Here is a 23550-nt window from a genome sequence, read left to right as displayed (position 1 = left end):
CTGATGCCGGGAGGCGATGCTTAAATGGCGTAAACGGCAGAGCCCTCGATGAACAAGCGGGCTCGATTACAGTCTGTTTCGCATTGACAGAATTTTTCAGAGGCGCCGCTCTGGCGCGTCGCTACCTTGAGATAGCCGTCCTCCATGTTTGGTTCCAACGACGACAAGAAGACCCCAGCCCCTGCTGGCGAGAAAAAAGGCCTGTTCGGATGGCTGCGCAAAAAGCCGCAGGAAACCGTCTCCGAACAGCCGCAAGACTTACCTGCAGCAGCGCCCGAGCCTGTCGTCGAGACGACGCCCGTTGTAGCTGAGCCGCAGATCGCTCCCGCTATTGCCGCAGATGAGGCGGAGCCCATCGTCGCTCAGCAGCCCGCGCCGATTGGCGTGCAGGCTGATGCCGAGCCGTGGCTGAAACTGCCGGTCGCTGAAGAGCCGGTCGCCCTGACCCCAGAAAGCGAGCCGCATGTAACCCCGGACATTCCGACCTACACCGCGTCTCACGTGCAGTCAGAGGTGGCCATCCCCCAGCCGCCGGCGCAGCCAGCGGGTGTCGACACCACCTCATTCGAAGTGCCGCTATCCATCGAGCCGATCCCGGTTGCGCTGCCTGATCCGGTCGCAGGTAACGATCTTCCTGCACTTTCGCAGCCGTCCCCGATCATTCCGCCCCCAGCCGTGGCGCCGGTAGTCGTTCCCGTCGACGCTGTTGTCGAAACGCCAGAGACCCCTGCGGAACCAGTAGTGGCGCCAGTCGAGCCAAAGCAGCCCGGCTTCTTCGCTCGCCTCAAGCAGGGTCTGTCCAAGACCAGCGCCAGCCTCGGCGAAGGCATGGCGAGTCTGTTCCTTGGCAAGAAAGCCATCGACGACGACATGCTCGAAGAGCTGGAAACCCGGCTGTTGACCGCCGACGTCGGTGTCGAGGCAACTTCGCTGATCGTGCGTAACTTGACGCAAAAAGTGGCGCGTAAACAGCTGACAGACAGCGATGCGTTGTACAAGTCGCTGCAGAACGAACTCACTGAAATGCTCAAGCCGGTGGAAGCGCCGCTGGTGATCGGCACTGAGCACAAGCCCTTTGTGATTCTGGTGGTGGGCGTCAACGGTGCCGGCAAGACCACTACCATTGGCAAACTGGCGAAGAAGCTTCAGCTGGAAGGCAAGAAAGTCATGCTGGCGGCGGGTGACACGTTCCGTGCTGCCGCGGTCGAGCAATTGCAGGTCTGGGGTGAGCGCAACAAGATCCCGGTTATTGCCCAGCACACTGGCGCCGATTCCGCGTCGGTGATCTTCGATGCCGTGCAAGCCGCCAAGGCCCGTGGCATCGATGTGCTGATCGCCGACACCGCCGGTCGCCTGCACACCAAAGACAACCTGATGGAAGAGCTGAAGAAGGTTCGCCGCGTTATCGGCAAGCTGGATGAACACGCGCCTCATGAGGTGCTGCTGGTGCTTGACGCCGGCACTGGTCAAAACGCGATCAATCAGGCCAAACAGTTCAACCAGACGGTCCAGTTGACCGGGCTGGCGCTGACCAAGCTCGACGGCACGGCCAAGGGCGGGGTGATCTTCGCGCTGGCCAAGCAGTTCGGGCTGCCGATCCGTTACATCGGCGTCGGTGAAGGCATCGACGATTTGCGGACTTTCGAGGCTGAACCCTTTGTTCAGGCCCTTTTCGCCGAGCGGGAGCGCACATGATTCGTTTCGAACAGGTCGGTAAACGCTATCCGAACGGACACGTCGGCTTGCATGAGCTGAGCTTTCGAGTGCGTCGTGGAGAGTTTTTGTTCGTGACCGGCCACTCCGGGGCCGGCAAAAGTACCTTGCTCCGTCTGCTGCTGGCCATGGAACGCCCAACCACTGGCAAACTGCTGCTCGCCGGCCAGGATCTGGGGCAGATCAGCACCGCTCAGATCCCGTTCCTGCGCCGGCAGATCGGTGTCGTGTTTCAGAACCACCAGTTGCTGTTCGATCGCACGGTGTTCAATAACGTCGCCTTGCCGCTGCAGATCCTCGGGCTGTCCAAGGCTGAAGTGACCAAGCGCGTCGACTCCGCGCTGGAGCGTGTGGCGTTGTCCGACAAGGCCGAGCTCTATCCCGGCGACCTGTCCACCGGCCAGCAACAACGTGTAGGTATCGCTCGCGCCATCGTTCACCGCCCGGCCTTGCTGCTGGCGGACGAGCCGACCGGTAACCTTGATCCTCGTTTGGCAGCCGAAATCATGGGCGTATTCGAAGACATCAATCGGCTGGGCACCAGCGTGCTCATTGCCAGTCACGATTTGGCGCTGATTGCGCGCATGCGCCATCGCATGCTGACCCTGCAACGCGGCCGACTGATCGGTGACGGGGAGGCCGGAGTATGAGTGCCACCCGCAGTCCTAAAGTTTCCGAGCGCGTAGCCCCGAAGGCCACCGAACCGGGCCCGCAGAAGAAAAAGAAGCACGATGACGATGATGGGCCGAGCTTCGGCATGCTGTTCAATGCCTGGGTCGAGGCCCATCGCTCCAGCCTGTTGGACAGCCTGCGCCGTTTGGGTAAACAACCGATTGGCAGCTTTTTCACCTGTCTGGTGATGGCGGTGGCCTTGAGCCTGCCGATGGGCTTGTCGTTGCTGCTAAGCAACGTCGAGCGGCTGGGTGGGTCGTGGCAGCGTGCCGCGCAAATCTCTCTGTATTTGCAACTGGATGCTTCAGCGACCGAGGGTGAGAGCCTGGTCGGGCAGATCAAGGCAATGCCGGGCGTCGCCGAAGCTGAGTACATCAGCCGCGATCAGGCACTGAACGAGTTCCAACAGCAATCGGGTCTGGGCGAGGCGCTCAAGGAGCTGCCCGAAAACCCCCTCCCGGGCGTAGTGCTCGTCACCCCGCAGGAAGTTGACAAAGCTGCGCTGGAGGCATTACGTACGCGTCTCGCTGAATTGCCGAAAGTCCAACAGGCTCAACTGGACTTGGTCTGGGTCGAGCGTCTGGCGGCCATTCTCAAGCTGGGTGATCGTTTCGTGTTCGGTCTGACGGTGTTGCTGGTGGTGGCGCTGCTGCTGGTGATTGGCAATACCATCCGTCTGCACATCGAGAACCGTCGCACCGAGATCGAAGTCATCAAGTTGGTGGGTGGCACCGACAGCTACGTGCGCAGGCCCTTCCTTTATATGGGCGCGCTGTACGGGTTTGGCGCGGGGGTTCTCTCCTGGGGGGTGCTGGCCTTCGGTCTGGACTGGCTGAACGAGGCCGTGGTCCGCCTGGCCGGGCTGTACGGCAGCAACTTCTCCCTGGCGGGTGTGCCGATGGCCGATGGTCTGTCGCTCTTGCTTGGGGCGGTGTTGTTGGGGTATATCGGTGCGTGGATTGCAGTCGCACGCCATTTAAGAGAGTTGGCACCTCGTTGAGTTTTAATGTTCGGATAATTTTTGTAGCGTAAATTTTGTTTCATCTATTGACTTTTCAGCTAAGGGAACTTGTTTAGCGGTTCCCGGTCAATTTCGCAGTGCTGAACTGCACGAGTCATGTGTCGGAGGTTTTTTCGTATGACCAATTCTTTGCAACCTGCTTATGCCCTGGTTCCGGGTGCAAACCTGGAAGCCTATGTGCACACGGTAAACAGCATTCCGCTGCTGACGCCTGAGCAGGAGCGTGAACTGGCCGAGAGTCTCTATTACGAGCAGGATCTAGGGGCGGCTCGGCAGATGGTGCTCGCCCACCTGCGTTTTGTCGTGCATATCGCACGCAGTTATTCCGGTTACGGCTTGGCGCAGGCTGACCTGATCCAGGAAGGTAACGTTGGTCTGATGAAGGCCGTGAAGCGTTTCAACCCAGAAATGGGCGTTCGTCTGGTGTCGTTTGCTGTGCACTGGATCAAGGCCGAGATTCACGAGTTCATCCTGCGCAACTGGCGCATCGTGAAAGTCGCCACCACCAAGGCTCAGCGCAAATTGTTCTTCAACCTGCGCAGCCAGAAGAAGCGTCTGGCCTGGCTGAACAACGAAGAAGTGCATCGCGTGGCTGAAAGCCTGGGCGTCGAACCCCGCGAAGTGCGTGAGATGGAAAGCCGCCTGACCGGTCACGACATGGCGTTCGACCCTGCTGCTGAAGCGGACGACGACAGCGCGTTCCAGTCCCCGGCCAACTATCTGGAGGACCATCGTTACGATCCGGCGCGTCAGCTGGAAGATTCCGACTGGAGCGACAGCTCTACGGCCAACCTGCACGAAGCGCTGAACGTGCTCGACGAGCGTAGCCGCGACATCCTCTACCAGCGCTGGCTGGCAGAAGAAAAAGCAACGCTGCACGACTTGGCCGAGAAGTACAAAGTCTCCGCCGAGCGTATCCGCCAGCTCGAAAAGAGCGCGATGAACAAGCTCAAGCTGTCGATCGCCGCCTAAGCGAGAAGCCGAAACAAAAAAACGCCCCGAGATGATCGGGGCGTTTTTGTTTGTGGGCCGCAATGTCGAGTCTTCCGTAGCAGTGATCAGGCAGTACTCACCACTCCCGCCGATGATTGATACCCGTCAGGTAATCATCTCCGCCCAACTGCCGCATCTGCTGGCGAATCCACCCTGCCCGGCGTGAAACGTAGCTGCTGGGATGACTGGCGCTCCATTCGCGGGGATTGGGCAGAACCGCTGCGAGGTAGCTGGCCTGTTGCGTCGAGAGTTGGCTGGCGTTGATGTGGAAGTGATGCTGCGCTGCGGCCTGAGCGCCGAACACGCCGTCGTCCCATTCGACGCTGTTGACGTAGACCTCGAGAATCCTTTGCTTGGACCAGAACACCTCGATCAGTGCGGTGAACCACGCTTCCAGCCCTTTGCGGAAGTAGCTGCGGCCGGACCACAGAAACAGGTTTTTCGAGACCTGCTGGCTCAGGGTACTGGCACCGCGAATCGAACCGCCGCGTTCGTTGTGAACCAGTGCGGCCTGAATGGCGTCGATATCGAAACCCCAGTGCTCGGCGAATTTCTGGTCTTCACCGGCAATGACCGCGACTTTCAGGTCATCGGAGATCTTTTCCCATGGCTCCCAGTCGCGTTGCAGGTCGATGGGCTGGCCGTCGAACCAGGATTCGATTTTGCGCTCGACCATCAACGCCGTGAACGGCGGAGGTACCCAGCGCAAGATCAAAACCAGCACGACACTTGCCGCTGCGAACCAGAGCAGGCCTTTGGCGATACGACGAAGGAGGAAACGCAGCATAGAGATGGCTTGGCCGAACCCGTTGAGCGGGCCATTATACAGACCACGCGCCATTGAACGACTTTGCCTGGAGTTGCACATGTTTCGAACGTTTCTGATGTTGGCTGCTTTCTTCGGCTTTACCGGTGTGGCCCTTGGCGCGTTTGCGGCGCATGGCCTGAAAAACCGGCTCACCCCTGAATATCTGGCGATCTTCCACACCGGCGTGCTTTATCAGCTGATTCACGCTTTGGCGATCTTCGGCGTGGCGATCCTGGCGACGCAGATTCAGGGGCGATTGGTCAGCTACGCCGGTATTGCCTTCACCCTCGGCATTCTGCTGTTCTCGGGCAGCCTCTATTTGCTGACGCTGACGGGTGTCAGCAAACTGGGCATCATCACGCCGATTGGCGGCCTGTGCTTCCTGATCGGCTGGTTCATTCTCGGCTGGACGGCGTGGCGGCTCGGCCTCGACACGCTGTAACTCAAACCTGACCCGCAAGTCCGGGTTGAGACGAATGGCACGCCTTTGCCTTGGTCATACCGGCTGATCGGGCTAGAATGCTCGCCCCCTAAAATGATGGCTGCCATTCGCATGCGCATTCAGTTGAACGGTGAATCCTTTGAACTGCCCGACGGCGAGACCGTTGCGGCGTTGCTGACCCGTCTGGATCTGGCCGGGCGTCGAATCGCCGTCGAGCTCAATCTGGATATCGTCCCGCGCAGCCAGCATGAGGCCACGACGCTGAGCGAAGGCGATCAGGTCGAAGTGGTGCATGCCATCGGCGGCGGCTAGTCGTTCACTGCCGACCGGCACTGCGTCCCGATCCAGAAAGAACTGCAAGAACCTCAACCGTAAAGAGGATTTCCGATGAGCAATGTTCGTAGCGACAAGCCGTTTACAGTGGCCGGTCGTACTTTCCAGTCGCGCCTGTTGGTCGGCACTGGCAAGTACAAGGATATGGAAGAAACCCGCCTGGCCATCGAAGCCTCGGGCGCCGAGATCGTGACTGTCGCAGTGCGCCGGACCAACCTGGGTCAGAACCCGGGCGAACCGAACCTGCTCGACATACTGCCGCCGGACCGTTACACCATCCTGCCGAACACTGCCGGTTGCTACGATGCCATCGAGGCTGTGCGTACCTGTCGTCTGGCTCGCGAACTGCTGGACGGCCACAACCTGGTCAAGCTGGAGGTTCTGGCCGACCAGAAGACCCTGTTCCCCAACGTGATCGAAACCCTCAAGGCCGCTGAAACACTGGTCAAGGACGGCTTCGACGTGATGGTTTACACCAGCGATGACCCCATCATCGCCCGCCAGCTGGCAGAAATCGGCTGCTGTGCGGTCATGCCGCTGGCAGGTCTTATCGGTACCGGCCTGGGGATCTGCAACCCGTACAACCTGCAGATCATCCTTGAAGAATCGAAAGTGCCAGTGCTGGTCGATGCCGGTGTCGGTACTGCTTCCGACGCCACCATCGCCATGGAGCTGGGCTGCGAAGCGGTGCTGATGAACTCGGCCATTGCTCACGCGCAGCAACCGGTGCTCATGGCCGAAGCCATGAAACACGCCATCCTGGCAGGCCGCATGGCTTTCCTGGCTGGCCGCATGCAGAAAAAACTCTATGCCAGCGCATCCTCGCCGCTGGACGGTCTGATCAAGTAAGAGCCTGTTGATGATTGATTCGCAAAAGCCCGATGCACTTCCGGACGACGAAGTGATGAACGACGAAGACGGTAGAGAGCAGGGCGATGACAGCCATCATCGGCGCATCAAGAGCTTCGTGATGCGCGCCGGTCGCATGACCGAAGGCCAGCAACGTGGTCTTGATCAGGGCAAGCCGCTGTTCGTGCTGCCGCTGGCCGATGAGCCGGTCGACTTCGACAAGGTGTTCGGCCGGTCCGCGCCGCGCACTCTGGAAATCGGCTTCGGCATGGGTCACTCACTGCTGGAGATGGCAGCGGCGGCGCCTGAACAGGATTTCATCGGTGTTGAAGTGCATCGCCCCGGCGTCGGCGCGCTGCTCAATGGCGTGCTGACTCAGGGCCTGACCAACGTGCGGGTCTACGATTGCGACGCGATCGAAGTGCTCAACCGTTGCATCGCCGACAACAGCCTGGATCGCCTGATGCTGTTCTTCCCGGATCCGTGGCACAAGGCGCGTCATCACAAGCGCCGTATCGTCCAGGCTGAATTTGCAGCGCTGGTGCTCAGCAAACTCAAGCCTGGCGGCATTCTGCACATGGCCACCGATTGGGAACCGTATGCCGAATACATGCTGGAAGTGATGAGCGTCGCGCCGGGTTATCGCAACCTGGCCGAAGACGGCAAATGCGTTCCGCGCCCTGCGGAGCGCCCGATCACCAAGTTCGAACGCCGTGGCGAGCGTCTGGGTCATGGTGTATGGGACCTGAAGTTCGAAAAGCTGGCTTGAGCTGACAATCTGTTCCCCTGCGAGGGGCTACCGGCGATACGGTAGCTCCCTTGCAACGACTCCCGCCTCCGTCAGCGTGTCGGGCTTGTTCTGAAAGCCGAACCCATCTCGATCCTTACTGATAGCGATCCGGCCCACAAGCCCATCAGAAGCGTCCGACATCGCCCTTCAAAACCCGTCGTTATAGTCCCGCCGTTGCACACATCTAAACGGATAACGGGGATAAATTATGAAGAAGTTCTGGCAGATGGCTGCGGTTATGACGCTGATCGCGACCACCAGTGGCTGTGTCAGTTACAACATGAGCCAACCGGTGGCATCGCTCTCGGGCGACGTGAAAACCGATCTCAAGGCTGATGTGAAAGTGGGCGAGGTCATCAGCGGCGAGTCCTCTACCAACGTGCTGTTTGGTTGGTTGAACATCGGTGGCGACAACCAGTTTGCCGACGGTGTTTCCTATGGCGGCGCAAGTGGTGGCGGCATCGGCCTGCCCCTGCCGGACCCCGTTTCCAGCGCCAAGGCAGCCGCGGCCTACAAGGCCGTCAAGTCGTCGGGCTCGGACCTGATCGTAGCACCGCGCTACGAAGTGACCGTCAATGACTACTTCATCTTCAAGCAGGTGAACGTCAAGGTCACGGGCAACAAGGGCAGTATCCAGAGCATTCGGTGATCACCGTTCCACCCTCATGCCCATGGGGGTGGAAGCGAGGTATGTGCCTGGTTCGGCATTCCGGTTTGCTGTCCGCGGCGATCTTACGATTGCTCCCGCCGGCAAGCCGGGCTGCTACAGAAGAAACAGGACGAATCACTTCCTGTCTGCGACGACCCCGATCAACACCAGCACCACCAACAATACTGGCGCCAGGCTGTAGTTGTTGAACTGGCTCAGGCCGCGCACCACCCAGGGCGTGGCGTAGATCAGCGCTGCACCGCTGCCGATGGTGCACAGCAGCGCCATGACCGGTACGCGCAAGGCACCGGCAAAGCTGCTCAGGCGACCTTCGATCCAGCCTTTGATGTCTGCGCCGAACAGGATCAGCAGACAGCCCACCAGTGCCAAAGCGATTTCCGAAAGGTTGCTGCGACTCCAGCGCGAAACGGTGGCCAACAGGTCGAGTACGAGGTCCATTCAGTGTCCTTAGCGTTAAGCCTTAAAGAAGAAAGTACTGCAGCAGGTCGTTGAGGAACAATTGACCACGAGCAGTGGCGACCAGGCGCGTCGCATCGGCTTCCAGCAAGCCGCGCTGTTCGGCTTGCTGACGTGCGCTGGCGAGCGAGTCGACGCTTAGACCGGTGCGCCGCTGAAATAATGCAGCGTCCACGCCTTTTGTCAGGCGCAGGGCGTTCATCAGGAATTCAAAGGGCATTTCATCCAGCGTCAGCAGCTTCTCGCCAGCCTGATACGACTTCGCTGGATTGAGATAATCCTTGGGCAGTCGAGTCTTCCAGGTCCGCACGATACGGCCATCGGGATGACTGAGCTTGCCGTGTGCGCCGGCGCCAATACCGATGAAGTCACCGAAACTCCAGTAATTCAGGTTATGCCGTGCAGCGCGACCTGGCTGCGCATACGCCGAAACTTCGTATTGTGCGTAGCCGTTTTCGCGCAGCAGCGTCTGACCCGCCTCCTGAATGTCCCAGAGGATGTCGTCTTCCGGCAGCGTCGGTGGCTGATTCCAGAATACGGTGTTGGGTTCGAGGGTCAGCTGGTACCAGGACAAGTGCGTCGGGGCGAGCGCGATGGCCTGACGCAGATCGCCAAGCGCATCGTCCTCAGACTGATCCGGTAGCCCGTGCATCAGATCCAGGTTGAAGTTATCGAAGCCCGCCTGGCGCGCCATGTCGGCGGCGCGCACAGCTTCATCGCCGTTGTGGATCCGTCCCAGGGCTTTGAGCTTGGCTTCCTGAAAGCTCTGGATGCCGATGGACAGGCGATTGATGCCCAGCCCCCGATAGGCACTGAACTTCACCTGTTCGAAGGTGCCAGGGTTCGCCTCCAGCGTGATCTCGATGTCTGGAGCGAAACGAATGCGCTGCTCGACACCTCTGAGCAGCCGCCCTAGCGCCTCGGCGCTGAACAGGCTGGGCGTGCCTCCTCCGAAGAAGATCGTGCTCAGTTCGCGTCCGTAAACGTGGGGCAGGTCTTGGTCCAGATCCGCCAACAGCGCATCGACGTACTCCTGCTCCGGAAGCACGGCACTGGCGGTGTGGGAGTTGAAGTCACAGTACGGGCATTTGCGCACGCACCACGGAATATGGATGTAGAGCGACAGCGGGGGTAGTTCGGGCAAGGCGCTACGCGGCTGCTCCGAGCTGAAACCGGCCGCGCCAAGGATCAGCGGCCGGGTGGTGGAGTCCTGGATCATTGCAAGCCCAGGCGCTGACGCAGAATGCTCATGGCGCGGGCGCGGTGGCTGATCTGGTTTTTGTCGGCCGGGGTCAGCTCGGCACTGGACATATGACGCTCGGGCACCCAGAAGAGAGGGTCGTAGCCGAAACCATGCTCGCCGGTGGCGGCGTTCAGGATGCGGCCGTGCCACAGGCCTTCACAGAGGATAGGAAGCGGGTCGTCGGCATGCCGGACCAGCGCCAGAACGCAGACGAACTGCGCGCCACGCTGCTCCTCGGGCACGTCCTTGAGAGCGTCCAGCAGCTTGGCGTTGTTGGCGGCATCGCCTTTGCCATCAGCGTAGCGAGCCGAATAGATGCCGGGGGCGCCGCCGAGGAAGTCCACGGCAAGGCCGGAATCGTCGGCCAGTGATGGCAGGCCGGAAATACGCGCTGCGTTGCGTGCCTTGAGAATGGCGTTCTCGACGAAGGACAGGCCGGTCTCTTCGGGCTCTACGCTGCTGAACTCGCCGATCGAGCGCAGCTGGACACTGCCGCCGAGCATGGCCTGAAGTTCTTTGAGTTTGCCGGCGTTGTGGCTGGCCAGTACGAGCTGGGTGAAATTCATTATTGATCCGTGTAAATCTGCTGATTGAAGCTGAGCGTATGGGCGTCGCCGTCGCCTGCCTTCACGTCGATGGTAAATGTGTAGAACTCTGAAGTGTCAGGCGCTACGGCGAACTGGGCGATATAGTTCACCGCACCCTGTTCGCTGATCTGCTTGAAGGTCAGCGGCTTTTTCCGACCGGTAAGGTCCTGCACCGATCCGCTGACGCTGGCCGGTACAGTCTTGCCGCCTTTTATGGCGGTGATATTAATCACCGCCTGGCCTTTACTGCGAATCAGGCCGGTAGCCTGCGCGACGGACGGTTGCAGGATGCTGGAAGCGAAGGCGTTGTAGTGAATGGTCAGGTCGCCGAACTGTTCTTGTCGTTCCGGTCTGGCGTTGTCCACGGCCATGACGGGACCCGACAGCGCAAACAGCACGCCCAGCATTACGATCAGACGAGCCATGACATTCTCCTTTGTGGGATTTACACGGCGATCCGGTGGTCCTGCAACGTGGGGCTGCTGACCCGGTAGATGCCGATCTCACCCAACAGATTAGGCCATAGCTTGCTCGCCCAACCATGGCGATGCTGCTGATCCACCGCCAACCGATCAATGACCTTGGCAGACCGACCGCGGCACAGTTCTTCGAAGTCTTCGAAAGTGCAGAAGTGGATATTCGGCGTGTTGTACCAGGTGTACGGCAGGAACTCGGAGACCGGCATCCGGCCCTTGCTCGCCAAGTACCAGCGGCAGCGCCAATGCCCGAAGTTCGGAAAGGTGATGATGCACTGACGGCCGACCCGCAGCATTTCGTCGAGGATCCGGTCAGGGTAGTGAACCGCCTGCAGCGCCTGAGTCATGACCACGACGTCGAAGCTGTTGCTCGCGAAGTTGCCCAGACCCTTGTCCAGGTCCTGCTCGATGACGTTGACGCCGCGCGCCACGCAGCGGGCGATGTTCTCGGCGTCGTTTTCCAGGCCGTAGCCGGTGACTTGTTTGTTGTCCTTCAGCCAGGCCAGCAATTCGCCGTCGCCACAGCCGAGGTCGAGCACGCGGCTGCCTGCCGGTATCCAGTCTTGGATGATTTCCAGGTCGGCTCTCATGGTGTCCTCAGAGTGCAATTCGGTTCATGTAGCTGGTGAAAGCCTGCAGGTAGCGCGGGATCGGCATCAGAAAGGCGTCGTGGCCTTGCGGGGCGTCGATCTCCAGATAACAGACGTCCTTCTTGGCGGCCATCAGTGCGTCCACCAGCTCGCGCGAGCGGGCCGGCGAGAAGCGCCAGTCAGTGGTGAACGACATCACGCAGAATCTGGAAGTGACGTGAGCGAAAGTCGCCGCAAGATCGTCGTTGAAGCTGGCTGCCGGGTCGAAGTAATCCAGCGCCTTGGTCATCAACAGATAAGTGTTGGCATCGAAGCGACCGGAGAATTCTTCGCCCTGATAGCGCAGGTAGCTTTCGACCTGAAACTCGACGCTGTGGAAATCGTAGTTGAGGTTTTCGTTCTTCAGTCCGCGGCCGAATTTCTCGCCCATGGAATCATCGGACAGGTAGGTGATATGCCCGACCATGCGCGCCAGCATCAGCCCGCGCTTGGGGATCACGCCCTTTTCCTGGAATGAACCACCGTGGAATTCGGGGTCGGTCAGGATGGCCTGCCGGGCGACTTCGTTGAAGGCAATATTCTGCGCCGATAACTTGGGTGCCGAAGCGATTGCCAGGCAGTGGCGAACGCGATCCGGATAGGTCATGGTCCATTGCAACGCCTGCATGCCGCCGAGACTGCCACCGACGATGGCCGCCCACTGCACGATGCCGAGGTTGTCCGCGAGGCGCGCCTGGCTATGGACCCAGTCTTCGACGGTCAATACCGGGAAGTCGGCGCCGAATGGCTTGCCAGTCTCGGGGTTGACGCTGCTCGGGCCGGTGGAGCCGTTGCAACCGCCGAGGTTGTTGAGGCTGACGACGAAGAACCTGTTGGTGTCGATGGGCTTGCCAGGGCCGATGCAGCTATCCCACCAGCCCGGCTTGCGGTCTTCGGTGCTGTGATAGCCAGCGGCGTGGTGATGGCCGGACAGGGCGTGGCAGATCAGCACCGCGTTGCTCTTGGCGGCGTTGAGCTGACCGTAGGTTTCGTAGATGAGGTCGTAGGCGGCCAGCGAACGGCCACAAGCCAGCGCCAGAGGCTCACTGAAATGCGCCGTTTGCGGCGTGACTAGACCGACAGAATCTTCGGGAAAGACCGTGGACATCGACCCTGCTCTCGCTGAAATGAGGCGTAAGTCTAAAGATCGCGCAGGGTAGCGGCAAGCAAACAACGGGGCAGGTGTGGCGCGGGTGATTTCTCTAGCGGTCCGGCTTGGCGGCGGTGGCGACTCAAAGATCGCTGCCGCCGCCAAGCCGTGCTGCTACAAGGGGGGCGTCGCAGGGTCAGATCAACCGCCACAGCTCCTGCGGCATGCCTGCGTAGGCCGCGAGTTCAGGCATGACGTACGACTGCAGGACCTGGATCGCCAGGAAGGCGAAGATTGGCGAGATGTCCAGACCGCCCAGGTTCGGGATGATACGACGGAATGGCGCCAGGATCGGTTCGCTGATCTGATAGGCCAGTTCGGCGGCTGGGTTATGGGTGCCCGGTGCGATCCACGACACGATCACCATGATGATCATCGCCACCCAGAAAATCTTCAGGAGCAGCGAGGTGATGCCGATGATCGACCACATCAGCAGGTGTGGTACATCGCCGATGGTGCCATAGGTCATCATCAGCACGAAGGCCATCAGCAGCGCCTGAATCACCACCGCCAACAGCAGCGACGAGGTGTCCAGCCCCAGCACGCTCGGAATGATTCGGCGGATAGGTTTGAGCAGCGGCTGAGTAGCGCGCACGGCGAACTGGCAGAGCGGGTTGTAGAAGTTGGCCTTGACCAGTTGCAGCACGAAGCGCAGTAGAACGATGGTCAGGTACAGGCTGATCAGCGTCTGGATGACGAAAATCGTGGCGCCGGTGAGTGCATTCATGAATTGCTCCTTATTTGCCCAGCAGTTCGGCCATTTCGGCCGAGCGGTGTGCCGCAGCGCCGAGCGCCTTTTCTACCATCGCCTCGAAACCGTCCGCCTGGAACGATTTGATCGCGGCCTCCGTGGTGCCCGCAGGCGAAGTCACGCGGCGGCGCAGTTCGGCTGCATCGACATCGCTCTCGGTGGCCATACGGGCTGCGCCCAAGGCAGTCTGCTCGGCCAGTTGCTTGGCGACGTCTGGCGAAAGGCCCAGCTTTACACCTGCGGCAGTCATGGCTTCGATCAACAGGAAGAAATACGCAGGGCCGCTGCCCGAAACGGCAGTCACGGAGTCGATCTGGGTTTCTTCATCGACCCAAAGGGCGATGCCCACGGCCGACAACAGCGTTTCAGCCTGCTGGCGTTGGGCCTGGGTCACTTCGGCGGTGGCGTACAGCCCGCTCACGCCCTGACGCAACAGCGCAGGGGTATTAGGCATGCAGCGCACGATCGGCTGCTCGCCCAGCCAGGCTTTCATGCTGGCGCAGGTGATGCCGGCCGCAATCGAAACCAGCAGTTGGTTCGGCTTGAGGGCTGGCTTGAGCGCTTCGCACACGGCTTTCATCATCTGCGGCTTCACCGCCAGCAGCACCACGTCAGCGCCTTCGATAGCTTCGGCATTGTCGGCAACGACCTTGATACCGTGCTCTTTGGCCACGCGCTCGCGTGTTTCTGCACCAGGATCGCTGGCACGGATCAAATCAGCTTCGACGCCTTGGGCACGCATGCCGCCAATCAGGCTGGCAGCCATGTTTCCGGCGCCGATAAACGCGATACGGGTTTTGCTCATGAACGGTTTCCTGTGAGACGAAGGTTAAGGCTGCCCATAATCGCGGGCGCCAAAGAGGGCAGTGCCGATCCGCACCCAGGTCGCGCCTTGTGCAATGGCGGCTTCCAGGTCGTGGCTCATGCCCATGGAAAGGGTGTCCAGCGGCAGGTTCAGTTGATCTTGCAGGGTACGTACAGCAGCAAAGGCAGCGTTCTGTTCGTCGCTGTCTTCTGTAGGTTCGGGAATTGCCATCAAACCGCGCAATCTCAGATTGGGCAGGGCGCCGATCGCCTGAGCCAGCGCGGGCAGATCTTGGGGTGTGCAGCCTGACTTGCTGGCTTCGCCACTGACGTTGACCTGAATGCAGATGTTCAGCGGGGGCAGATCGGCGGGGCGTTGTTCGGAAAGGCGTTGAGCGATTTTCAGACGATCCACGGAATGTACCCAGGCGAAATTCTCGGCGATGGCGCGAGTCTTGTTTGACTGGATGGGGCCGATGAAATGCCAGATCAAGGGCAGGTCGCTCAATTCGGACTGTTTACCGAGAGCTTCCTGCAGATAATTCTCGCCGAAGTTCCGCAGGCCGGCAGCGTAGGCTTCACGCAGATCGCCTGCCGGTTTGGTCTTGCTCACCGCCAGCAGGCCGACGGAGGCCGGATCACGCTGTACGGCCTGCGCGGCGTTGTTAATTCGCTCTGCGAGCGTTGAAATGTTCTCTGCTATCGTGGACATTGATTTGCGCCAGCAGGGCTAAAGTCTGCGGCATTCTATGTGATGAGGAGCTGTATGGATATTACCGAGCTGCTTGCCTTCAGTGCCAAGCAAGGCGCGTCGGACTTACATCTCTCTGCCGGCTTGCCACCGATGATTCGTGTGGATGGCGACGTGCGGCGGATCAACCTGCCAGCGCTGGATCAGAAAGAGGTCCAGGCGCTCATCTACGACATCATGAACGACAGGCAGCGCAAGGATTTCGAGGAAGATCTGGAAACGGACTTTTCCTTCGAGGTGCCGGGCGTGGCGCGGTTCAGGGTCAACGCGTTTAACCAGAACCGTGGTGCAGGTGCGGTGTTCCGGACCATTCCCTCGAAAGTCCTGAGCATGGAAGAGCTGGGCATGGGGGAAGTGTTTCGCAAGATTACCGACGTCCCGCGCGGGCTGGTGCTGGTGACCGGCCCGACCGGTTCAGGTAAATCGACAACGCTGGCGGCGATGGTCGATTACCTGAACGCCAACAAGCATCACCACATCCTGACCATCGAAGACCCGATCGAATTCGTTCACGAGTCCAAGAAAAGCCTGATCAACCAGCGTGAGGTCCACCGCGACACTCATGGTTTCGCCGAAGCGCTGCGTTCGGCGCTGCGGGAAGACCCGGACGTGATCCTGGTAGGTGAGCTGCGTGACCTGGAGACCATCCGCCTGGCGCTGACTGCCGCGGAAACCGGCCACCTTGTGTTCGGCACGCTGCACACCACATCCGCAGCGAAGAGTATCGACCGGATCGTGGACGTATTCCCGGCTCAGGAAAAATCGATGATTCGTTCGATGCTTTCCGAGTCGCTGCACGCCATTGTGTCCCAGGCGCTGTTGAAGAAAGTTGGCGGCGGCCGAGTGGCGGCGCACGAGATCATGATCGGCACCTCTGCCATCCGTAACCTGATCCGCGAGGACAAGGTGGCGCAGATGTACTCGTCGATTCAAACCGGTGGGGCGTTGGGGATGCAGACGCTGGACATGTGTCTGAAGGACCTGATCAGCAAGGGCCTGATCACGCGGGAAAGCGCTCGCGAGAAAGCCAAGACGCCGGACAACTTCTGATTGCCCAAACAGCAGATGCAAAAAAACCTGTAGCAGTCCGGATTCGCGGTGGTGGCGTCAATAAGATCGCTACCGCTGGCAAGGGCTGCTACAGGTTCATGTCGCGATGCCGCTGATACCGATCAACGCTGCGCGATGCGCACCGTGCCTTTCGGCGTCGGCGCCTGTTTCGGCAGGACGCGCTTGGCAACCACGTAGTGGCTGTCCCAGTACGGCTTCTTCAGCGTGTCGATGGTCACCGACTTGCCACGGCGAGGTGCGTGAACAAAGCGGTCGTCACCCAAGTAAATGGCGACGTGGTTGACCTTGCGGCTCTTGATGTTGAAGAACAGCAAGTCGCCCGGCTTCAGATCCTTGCGGTCGACCTTCTGCCCGTGGCCTTCGGCCATGGCGTTGGAGGTGCGCGGCAGGTCCACTTCGCTCACATCGTTGAACGCGTATTTGACCAGGCCGCTGCAGTCGAAGCCTTTTGTCGGGCTGGTGCCGCCCCAACGATAAGGTGTACCGATTGCATTCACGGCCCGGTTGACCACGTTGTTGCTCTGCCTGGTCCCCATCTGCGAAGACGCGGCGAGGGCAACGGTGTTTTCCGAAATCTTGCGAGAACTGTGGGACTTCTTGCCCTTGGTTACTCGGTTTTTCCTGCTTGAAGTTTCAAGCGGGGTTGCTGTCTCTTCGAGGGCTGCGATTGCTGCGCGTTGAGCGGCAATGTTGCGAGATACGGTTTCCGATGACTCGGATCTGGCAGTAAAACCCGTAAAACTCGAAGGTAGCGTTTGCTCACGATTGGTGGCGTGGGCGGCCAGTGGCATAAATAGGCAAATAGTTAGCCATGTCTTCAAAAATGGACGCATTAGGCAGGGCTCATATTGGTCAGCGCGCAACTTTATAACAGCTTTTTCGACGTTTCCGAGGCCATTTGTCGAACAATTTACTGGTCTCAAGGTCAGTTTCGACGCTCTAACTGTCACATGTCTGTGGCCATCGCCTTGCAGAACAAGGGTTTGCGTGATCGCCCAGAGGTTCAAGCCATACGTCGGAGAGGCACATCAAAGTCACAAAACTTACGCATATTTTTTTCTATCGTCACAAAAGAGGTAACCAATGAACACCTATCACCCTGACGTTCAACGTCCCGACACCCACAGCAAGGTCATGGGTTATCTGCTGTGGATCGTCGGTTTCACCGGTTCTCACCGCTTCTATTACGGCAAGCCGGTGACCGGCACGATCTGGTTCTTCACGCTGGGTTTGCTGGGGATTGGCTGGCTGATCGACCTGTTTCTGATCCCGTCGATGGATCGCGAAGCCGATCTGAGATTCAACGCGGGTACCACCGATTACAGCGTCGCCTGGGTTTTGCTGACCTTTTTGGGTGTCTTCGGTGTGCACCGGATGTATCAGGGTAAATGGATCACCGGGATCATTTACCTGTTTACCGGCGGGCTGTTCTTCCTGGGCGTTCTGTACGACTTCTGGACGCTGAATGACCAAGTTTCAGTGAAGAACGCGAAGCGTTGATTTCTACTGGTCATCAACTCGCTCCGCTGCCTTGGTGAATGCCTAGCAACGAATGCTTGGACATGGAGCCTGAGGTGCAAATCTACCGCTTGGCGGCGGCTCTGGGTACGCTCGCTCCTACAGATGATGCTCGTTATCCTCGGGAGTGAAGCATGCGGTCGCGGCAATCATGAATCAAGCGATAGTGTTTCTCAACCTTAAGCCGAAATAATAGTTTGTTGTTTTTCTGTTCAATCGCGAAAGTGAATATTAACGGGTTATTTAATTTCGAATAAGTCGACTCACTTCGTCGGGAAAGTTCTGCGTTCTTCACGCTATTTGCTATACAGTTCTATACGCCTGGTATGAAATGTTTCAGCAGGCTGAGGTGGTTAATTATTATAGGGAGATTTTTGATATGACTAAGAACGCTGAGTACCCCGGGGCACTGGATCGCGAATTCGTTTTTCCTAAGGGCGATCCGGGAGTTACGGTGGTTCGTCTTAGTGCAGTGCTGGCTGACCTCGGTCTCGAGCCTATGCCCGGCTTGGTTAAAATCATATCGGTTGCGAACAGTATCGATAGTGCGGGAGAGCCGGATGGAGGACTCTATGTTTGTGGTTACTTCGGGCCCTTTGAAGGGCCTAGAACTCACGACTATTTTATTGTTCGAATCACGTCCGATACCGTTCCCGATCGCGTTTTTGGATTGAAACTTGGGCAGCAAAGTGATGACCTTTTAGGTCAGCCGATGTGGCGGTTTATTTCAGATGAAAACAATGGCTTTATTATGTTGGGGGGAGTGGGCACTAAAACGCTGAGTTTCGGGCGCCTCCTGCATGATTGTTCCCCCGATCCTGATTTTGCCAAGCAAAGCGGAGCAGCTACAAAGAAGGCTCCGAGGCCAGGTTTTTTGCAATGGGATCTACCGGAGCAATATAGCGAGTTTGCAGGGCGGCTGGGGAGGGTAGCAAATTTTGCGCTAGCTAAAGATGGTTTTGTCGTTGCAGTCAACGCCGGGCGTGCCTCCCGCACGAGTGGTTTGGTTTATCGAGTTACCCTAGATGGCCAGCTTGTCAATGGCGTGTTCGACTTACGTTCAAACATCGATGTAGAAGAGGATTTTATTGTGGAAATCACAACGCTGGCCAGTCAAGGTGAAAAGACCATTGTGGGTGGCTGTTATTATCAGCCAGTTGGGGATTATGTGGGACTATTGGCTCGGGTGAACCAGGATGGGACATTAGACCGAACCTTTGGTGATCGGGGTGATGGAATTTATCGGTTTCAACCAAAGGACCAAGGTGTCAGCATTCGTCACTTAGTCATACAGGACAATGGCTCAATATTGGCGATGGGTAACCTATTTCACAAAAAAGAGGGTCCGGTCAGCGGTAAGACATTTATCCAATCGTTTCAAGTAGATGGTGAGCCGGGTGATTTTTTTGATTCGGTAACAGTTGATAATGATTGTCCTTGGGAGGATGCGTTTATTACGGGCGATGGGAATCTAATGGCCTGGGGTACAGGTGCCCAGGACTCCTGTCTCGCTCGTTACCTTCTTCCTGGCGGACAATTGGACAAGACGTTTGGTGAGAAGGGGAATGGCTACCAATACCACCCCGGCGGGGGCGGCAGTCTTCCAGCTAAAATGATCGAACAGAAGGGAGGGAAACTGGTAGTCGGATGTAATAATTCGATGGAGCCCGGGCTAGGAGCGAATATGGGATCAATGCGGCGGTATTTTGGTGGCACCGCATAGATACACTTAGTGATCGTTGGCTAAGCACTCATTTCAGTACGATGAGTGCTTAGCGTTTGCACTGAAAGTCAGTATTTCGGATGTCACCCGATATAGCTGATCCGGCCATCCACAAAGGTGTACTTCACCGCGCTCGGCAGGCAATGGCCGAGGAACGGGCAATTCTCGCCCCTGGACAGCCACTTCTCGCCTGCGACGGTGGAGGCAGCCGGGTCGAACAGGACCAGATCCGCAGGGGCACCGGCAGCCAACTGGCCCGCAGGCAGGCGCAAGGCCGCCGCAGGGCCCGAGCTCAGGCGCGCGAGCAGGCTCGGCAGGTCCAGCAAGCCATCTTCAACCAGCGTCATCGCCAGTGGCAGCAGCAGCTCGACGCTGCTGATACCCGGTTCCGTCGCACCGAACGGCGCCAGTTTGGCATCGCGTTCATGGGGCTGGTGATGACTGGAGATGGCCTGTACCACGCCCGATTTAACTGCCTCGCGCAGCGCATCGCGGTCAGCGCGGGTGCGCAGCGGCGGTTGCACGTGATAGAGGCTGGAGAAGTCGATCAGCGCTTCGTCGGTCAAAATCAACTGATACAGCGCAACATCGGCGGTCACTGGCAAACCACGAGCCTGGGCCTGGGCGATCAGCGCAACGCCACGAGCGCTGGTCAACTGAGTGAAGTGCGCGCGAACGCCGCTTTGCTCTACTAATAGAAGGTCGCGGGCCAGCGCCACGGTTTCGGCGGTTTCGGGAATGCCCGGCAAGCCGAGGAATGCTGCAGTCGGGCCGTCATGAGCCAGACCACCGGCCGCCAGATCATGATCCTGGGAGTTGAAGATCACGGTCAGGTCGAAGGTCGCGGCGTACTCCAGCGCCCTGCACAGGGTGCGATTGCTGCCAAAGTTCACCAAGCCATTGGTGAAAGCGACGCAACCCGCATCACGCAGGGCGATCAGTTCGGCCAGTTGTTCGCCTTCCAGACCTTTGCTCAGCGCGCCAATCGGGAACACCTTGCTGTGTCCGGCTTCACGGGCGCGATCCAGAATCAGTTCGGCCACGGCCGAGGTATCGAGCACCGGCTTGGTCCGAGGTGGGCAGCACAGGCTGGTCACGCCACCGGCTGCGGCCGCGCGGGTTTCGCTGGCGATGGTACCTTTGCGGCTGTAGCCCGGTTCGCGCAGGGACACGTTCAGATCCACCAGACCGGGCGCTGCAACCAGACCCTTGCCGTCAATGGTCTGCGATGGGGTGAAGTCGGCGGGCGCCGAGCCAAGGGCGAGGATCTTGCCGGCTTCCAGGTGTACGTCGATGACCTGATCCATGCCGCTGACAGGGTCGATGACGCGAGCGTTGATGATGCTGAACTTCACTGCGCGTTCTCCTGCTCGAACTGGCGTTGGGCGTTCTGGCCACTCATGGCCATGGACAAGACGGCCATGCGCACGGCAATGCCGTAGGTCACTTGATTGAGGATCACGGAATGGGCGCCGTCGGCCACAGCCGACTCGATCTCCACACCCCGATTGATCGGGCCAGGGTGCATGACGATTGCATCAGGCTTGGCTCCGGCCAGGCGCGCGGTGGTCAGGCCGAACAGGCGGTAGAACTCGCCCTCGCTCGGCAGCAGGCCGCCGGACATGCGCTCGCGCTGCAGGCGCAGCATGATGACCACGTCGACGTCTTTCAGGCCTTCTGCCAGATCCGTATAGACCTTCACGCCATACTGCTCGACGCCAATCGGCAGCAGGGTTTTCGGTGCGACCACACGAATGTCAGGGCAGCCCAACGCCTTGAGGGCGATCATGTTCGAGCGCGCTACGCGCGAGTGCAGGATGTCGCCGACGATGGCCACCGAGAGGTTCTCGAAGTTGCCCTTGTGGCGGCGGATGGTCAGCATGTCGAGCATGCCTTGCGTCGGGTGGGCGTGACGGCCGTCGCCGCCGTTGATGATCGCCACCTGCGGGCACACGTGCTCGGCAATGAAGTGCGCCGCCCCCGAGTCGCCGTGACGCACGACGAACATGTCGGCAGCCATGGCCTCAAGGTTGCGCAGGGTGTCGAACAGCGTCTCGCCCTTGCTGGTCGAGGAGGTCGACACGTTCAGGGTGATGACGTCCGCCGACAGCCTTTGTGCCGCCAGTTCGAACGTGGTGCGGGTGCGGGTCGAGTTCTCGAAGAACACGTTGCATACGGTCTTGCCGCGCAGCAACGGGACTTTTTTCACCGCCCGGGCACCGACTTCAAGGAACGAGTCGGCGGTATCGAGGATTTCGGTGAGCAGTTCGCGGGGCAAACCGTCGAGCGAGAGAAAATGTTGCAGCTGACCCTGATGGTTCAGCTGCAGCGGGCGCTTGGCGTCGAGAGGCGTCATCGCAAAGGACTCTTAGAGGGCGGCGGAATCGGTGGAAAGGTCTTGCAGTTCGAGCGTCAGCGGCGACGGGCCGGACAGCTTGACCCGCTCGTTCGGAGACAGATCCAGCGTCGCGCCGGTCACATTTGGGCGAATCGGCAGCTCGGCGGCGTCCAGGTCCAGCAGTGAAACCAGGGTCACGCTGGCCGGGCGGCCATAGTCGAACAGTTCGTTGAGGGCGGCGCGGATAGTACGGCCGCTCATCAATACGTCATCGATCAGCACCAGATGCTGACCTTCGATCTCGAACGGCAGCTCCGAGGGGCGCACTTGAGGGTGCAGGCCGTTCTGGCTGAAGTCGTCGCGGTAGAACGAAACGTCCAGCGTGCCGAGCGGCGACTGGTTGTTCAGTGCTTCGAGCAGGGCCTGAGCGACCCATACGCCGCCTGTGCGGATGCCGATGAAGCGAGGCTCGCTGATATCACGTTTATTCAGGTGCGCGTTCAGATCAATCGCCATCTGGCTGATCAATTCGGCGGGGTTGGGCAGGCTGCTCATGGTCGCTCCTTCAGAAGCCCGGTCTCACTCCTTGCGGCTGGCCGGGCTGAAACTCGAATTCAGTGCTGTTCAATGCGGTGCAGTGTAAAGCGCTCAGCTTTCAAACAGTGCGCCGTTGGCTTCCAGCCAGCCTTGCAGCAGAAGCGCTGCGGCAATTGCGTCCACCGGATTGTCGCGATAGCTGCCGCGCTGGCCGCCTCGAGCCGAGCGTTCGCCCTTGGCTTCAAAGGTGGTCAGGCGTTCGTCATGGGTGTAGACGGGCAGGTTGAAGCGGCCGTTGAGCTTGCGCGAGAACTTCTCGGCGCGGGCGCTCATCTCGCTTGGCGTGCCATCCATGTTCAGCGGCAGGCCAACGACAATCGCGTCGGGCTTCCACTCGGTGATGAGTGCCTGAACCTTGTCCCAGTCCGGCACGCCGTTCTGGGCTTTCAGGGTGCACAGCTCGCGGGCCTGGCCGGTAATGACCTGTCCGACCGCGACGCCGATCTGTTTGGTGCCGTAATCGAAGCCCAATAACAGGCGCAGTGCGGCCATCAGGCGTGGCCCGCCTGGCTGGTCAGCAGGTTCAGATTGACGCCCAGTTTCGCGGCAGCGGCGTTGAGGCGTTGTTCGCTGTCGAGTTCGAACAGGATGGCCGGATCGAATGCGCAGTTTAGCCAGGCGTTGGCCGCGAATTCGGCCTCCAGTTGCCCTGCATCCCAGCCTGCGTAGCCGAGGGTGATCAGATTTTGATCAGGTCCGTAGCCGTCGGCGATGGAAAACAGGACGTCCTGCGAGGTGGACAGCGAGATCCCGCCCAGATCCACAGTGGCCTGGAACACTTGTCCGGTCGGATGCAAGACGAAACCGCGATCGGTCTGAACCGGGCCGCCGACATGAATGGGGATGTGCTGGCAACGCACGGGCGGGGGAAGCTCCGGGCGCAGTTGCTCGAGAATGTCAGCCAGAGAAAGGCTTTGCGGTCGGTTGATCACCAGACCCATGGCGCCATTGGCGTTGTGCTCGACGATGTAGGTCAAGGTCTGAGCGAAGTTCTCATCGTGCATGTGGGGCATGGCGATCAGAAATTGGTGCTTGAGGTACGACGGAGTGACGTTTTTCATGAGCCCTAGTGTGGCGCCGTGGGGCTGTTGTGACAACTGGCAGAACCGACCCGAGGGCGGATAAATCGCGACGGGGTTCAGGTTTCATGTTGATAACCGCTGGC

At 59.4% G+C, this 23550-nt stretch carries 28 protein-coding genes; 12 read left to right on the top strand and 16 right to left on the bottom strand.

Annotation, left to right across the window (positions count from 1 at the left end; translation table 11 throughout):
• Positions 1 to 144 precede the first annotated feature (144 nt).
• From ftsY to rpoH, 4 genes are all read left to right on the top strand, one after another.
• Entirely contained in the window at positions 145 to 1695 is a 1551-nt protein-coding gene (gene ftsY, locus BWR59_RS08145) for a signal recognition particle-docking protein FtsY (RefSeq protein WP_081565122.1), read from the top strand.
• Positions 1692 to 2363: a cell division ATP-binding protein FtsE gene (gene ftsE / locus BWR59_RS08140; RefSeq protein WP_081565121.1), complete on the top strand. Its 672-nt coding sequence runs from the start codon at positions 1692 to 1694 to the stop codon at positions 2361 to 2363. The genes ftsY and ftsE overlap by 4 nt, the downstream gene beginning before the upstream one ends.
• Positions 2360 to 3385 (top strand): permease-like cell division protein FtsX, encoded by a 1026-nt coding sequence (ftsX, locus tag BWR59_RS08135; protein ID WP_081565120.1) that lies wholly within the window; start codon positions 2360 to 2362, stop codon positions 3383 to 3385. The genes ftsE and ftsX overlap by 4 nt, the downstream gene beginning before the upstream one ends.
• Before the next feature lie 138 nt (positions 3386 to 3523).
• A complete protein-coding gene (rpoH, locus tag BWR59_RS08130; RefSeq protein WP_081565119.1) occupies positions 3524 to 4378 on the top strand; it encodes an RNA polymerase sigma factor RpoH in 855 nt (284 codons plus the stop codon).
• Positions 4379 to 4475: 97 nt separating this feature from the next.
• On the opposite strand, the gene mtgA is transcribed toward rpoH, so the two are convergent.
• On the bottom strand, positions 4476 to 5186 hold the full coding sequence (gene mtgA, locus BWR59_RS08125; RefSeq protein WP_081565257.1) for a monofunctional biosynthetic peptidoglycan transglycosylase: 711 nt from the start codon (positions 5184 to 5186) through the stop codon (positions 4476 to 4478).
• Positions 5187 to 5265: 79 nt separating this feature from the next.
• Here mtgA and BWR59_RS08120 point away from each other — a divergent pair, with 79 nt between their 5' ends.
• From BWR59_RS08120 to BWR59_RS08100, 5 genes are all read left to right on the top strand, one after another.
• Complete coding sequence (locus BWR59_RS08120; RefSeq protein ID WP_081565118.1) at positions 5266 to 5649, top strand: DUF423 domain-containing protein; 384 nt, start codon at positions 5266 to 5268, stop codon at positions 5647 to 5649.
• Positions 5650 to 5760: 111 nt separating this feature from the next.
• Positions 5761 to 5961, top strand: a complete 201-nt coding sequence (gene thiS, locus BWR59_RS08115; protein WP_081565256.1) for a sulfur carrier protein ThiS — start codon at positions 5761 to 5763, stop codon at positions 5959 to 5961.
• A gap of 75 nt (positions 5962 to 6036) precedes the next feature.
• The gene (locus BWR59_RS08110) at positions 6037 to 6831 is read left to right on the top strand and encodes a thiazole synthase (RefSeq protein ID WP_081565117.1); all 795 of its coding nucleotides are present in this window, start codon (positions 6037 to 6039) and stop codon (positions 6829 to 6831) included.
• A gap of 55 nt (positions 6832 to 6886) precedes the next feature.
• Positions 6887 to 7600 (top strand): tRNA (guanosine(46)-N7)-methyltransferase TrmB, encoded by a 714-nt coding sequence (trmB, locus tag BWR59_RS08105; protein WP_081565255.1) that lies wholly within the window; start codon positions 6887 to 6889, stop codon positions 7598 to 7600.
• Between the two features lie 229 nt (positions 7601 to 7829).
• Positions 7830 to 8270: a hypothetical protein gene (locus BWR59_RS08100; protein ID WP_081565116.1), complete on the top strand. Its 441-nt coding sequence runs from the start codon at positions 7830 to 7832 to the stop codon at positions 8268 to 8270.
• 135 nt (positions 8271 to 8405) lie between these two features.
• Here the strand turns inward: BWR59_RS08100 and BWR59_RS08095 are convergent, their stop codons facing one another.
• From BWR59_RS08095 to BWR59_RS08055, 9 genes are all read right to left on the bottom strand, one after another.
• Positions 8406 to 8729 carry a DUF3392 domain-containing protein gene (locus tag BWR59_RS08095; protein WP_062385487.1) on the bottom strand — a complete coding sequence of 108 codons (324 nt, stop codon included), beginning with the start codon at positions 8727 to 8729 and terminating at the stop codon, positions 8406 to 8408.
• A 22-nt stretch (positions 8730 to 8751) separates the two neighbouring features.
• Complete coding sequence (gene hemW, locus BWR59_RS08090) at positions 8752 to 9966, bottom strand: radical SAM family heme chaperone HemW (protein ID WP_081565115.1); 1215 nt, start codon at positions 9964 to 9966, stop codon at positions 8752 to 8754.
• Entirely contained in the window at positions 9963 to 10559 is a 597-nt protein-coding gene (gene rdgB / locus BWR59_RS08085) for an RdgB/HAM1 family non-canonical purine NTP pyrophosphatase (RefSeq protein WP_081565114.1), read from the bottom strand. The genes hemW and rdgB overlap by 4 nt, the downstream gene beginning before the upstream one ends.
• On the bottom strand, positions 10556 to 11002 hold the full coding sequence (locus tag BWR59_RS08080) for a DUF4426 domain-containing protein (RefSeq protein ID WP_081565113.1): 447 nt from the start codon (positions 11000 to 11002) through the stop codon (positions 10556 to 10558). Before BWR59_RS08080 ends, rdgB begins: the two co-directional genes overlap by 4 nt.
• Before the next feature lie 20 nt (positions 11003 to 11022).
• Complete coding sequence (metW, locus tag BWR59_RS08075; RefSeq protein WP_081565112.1) at positions 11023 to 11643, bottom strand: methionine biosynthesis protein MetW; 621 nt, start codon at positions 11641 to 11643, stop codon at positions 11023 to 11025.
• A gap of 7 nt (positions 11644 to 11650) precedes the next feature.
• The gene (locus BWR59_RS08070) at positions 11651 to 12790 is read right to left on the bottom strand and encodes a homoserine O-acetyltransferase (protein WP_081565111.1); all 1140 of its coding nucleotides are present in this window, start codon (positions 12788 to 12790) and stop codon (positions 11651 to 11653) included.
• 178 nt (positions 12791 to 12968) lie between these two features.
• A complete protein-coding gene (locus BWR59_RS08065; RefSeq protein ID WP_081565110.1) occupies positions 12969 to 13559 on the bottom strand; it encodes a YggT family protein in 591 nt (196 codons plus the stop codon).
• A 10-nt stretch (positions 13560 to 13569) separates the two neighbouring features.
• The gene (gene proC / locus BWR59_RS08060; protein ID WP_081565109.1) at positions 13570 to 14388 is read right to left on the bottom strand and encodes a pyrroline-5-carboxylate reductase; all 819 of its coding nucleotides are present in this window, start codon (positions 14386 to 14388) and stop codon (positions 13570 to 13572) included.
• Positions 14389 to 14412: 24 nt separating this feature from the next.
• Entirely contained in the window at positions 14413 to 15099 is a 687-nt protein-coding gene (locus BWR59_RS08055; RefSeq protein WP_081565108.1) for a YggS family pyridoxal phosphate-dependent enzyme, read from the bottom strand.
• A 54-nt stretch (positions 15100 to 15153) separates the two neighbouring features.
• Between BWR59_RS08055 and BWR59_RS08050 the strand changes: the two genes are divergently transcribed.
• Complete coding sequence (locus tag BWR59_RS08050; protein WP_081565107.1) at positions 15154 to 16188, top strand: type IV pilus twitching motility protein PilT; 1035 nt, start codon at positions 15154 to 15156, stop codon at positions 16186 to 16188.
• Between the two features lie 122 nt (positions 16189 to 16310).
• On the opposite strand, the gene BWR59_RS08045 is transcribed toward BWR59_RS08050, so the two are convergent.
• Positions 16311 to 17042, bottom strand: a complete 732-nt coding sequence (locus BWR59_RS08045; protein WP_081565106.1) for a C40 family peptidase — start codon at positions 17040 to 17042, stop codon at positions 16311 to 16313.
• A gap of 250 nt (positions 17043 to 17292) precedes the next feature.
• On the opposite strand from BWR59_RS08045, the gene BWR59_RS08040 reads away from it, so the two are divergent.
• Positions 17293 to 17709 (top strand): TM2 domain-containing protein, encoded by a 417-nt coding sequence (locus tag BWR59_RS08040; protein ID WP_081565105.1) that lies wholly within the window; start codon positions 17293 to 17295, stop codon positions 17707 to 17709.
• Positions 17710 to 18106: 397 nt separating this feature from the next.
• The gene (locus tag BWR59_RS08035) at positions 18107 to 19450 is read left to right on the top strand and encodes a delta-60 repeat domain-containing protein (RefSeq protein ID WP_168184461.1); all 1344 of its coding nucleotides are present in this window, start codon (positions 18107 to 18109) and stop codon (positions 19448 to 19450) included.
• Positions 19451 to 19533: 83 nt separating this feature from the next.
• On the opposite strand, the gene BWR59_RS08030 is transcribed toward BWR59_RS08035, so the two are convergent.
• The 5 genes from BWR59_RS08030 to BWR59_RS08010 form a co-directional block, all read right to left on the bottom strand.
• On the bottom strand, positions 19534 to 20805 hold the full coding sequence (locus BWR59_RS08030) for a dihydroorotase (RefSeq protein WP_081565103.1): 1272 nt from the start codon (positions 20803 to 20805) through the stop codon (positions 19534 to 19536).
• On the bottom strand, positions 20802 to 21806 hold the full coding sequence (locus BWR59_RS08025; RefSeq protein ID WP_081565102.1) for an aspartate carbamoyltransferase catalytic subunit: 1005 nt from the start codon (positions 21804 to 21806) through the stop codon (positions 20802 to 20804). The genes BWR59_RS08030 and BWR59_RS08025 overlap by 4 nt, the downstream gene beginning before the upstream one ends.
• Positions 21807 to 21818: 12 nt before the next feature.
• A complete protein-coding gene (gene pyrR / locus BWR59_RS08020) occupies positions 21819 to 22343 on the bottom strand; it encodes a bifunctional pyr operon transcriptional regulator/uracil phosphoribosyltransferase PyrR (RefSeq protein ID WP_081565101.1) in 525 nt (174 codons plus the stop codon).
• 93 nt (positions 22344 to 22436) lie between these two features.
• A complete protein-coding gene (ruvX, locus tag BWR59_RS08015; protein WP_081565100.1) occupies positions 22437 to 22877 on the bottom strand; it encodes a Holliday junction resolvase RuvX in 441 nt (146 codons plus the stop codon).
• Positions 22877 to 23446, bottom strand: a complete 570-nt coding sequence (locus BWR59_RS08010; RefSeq protein WP_081565099.1) for a YqgE/AlgH family protein — start codon at positions 23444 to 23446, stop codon at positions 22877 to 22879. The genes ruvX and BWR59_RS08010 overlap by 1 nt, the downstream gene beginning before the upstream one ends.
• Positions 23447 to 23550: the final 104 nt, after the last annotated feature.

Origin of the sequence: Pseudomonas sp. Bc-h (genome assembly GCF_002080045.1) — a bacterium.
Lineage (GTDB): Bacteria > Pseudomonadota > Gammaproteobacteria > Pseudomonadales > Pseudomonadaceae > Aquipseudomonas.
Note: the sequence above shows the minus strand (reverse complement) of the source record. Positions and strands in the feature narration are given on the sequence as shown.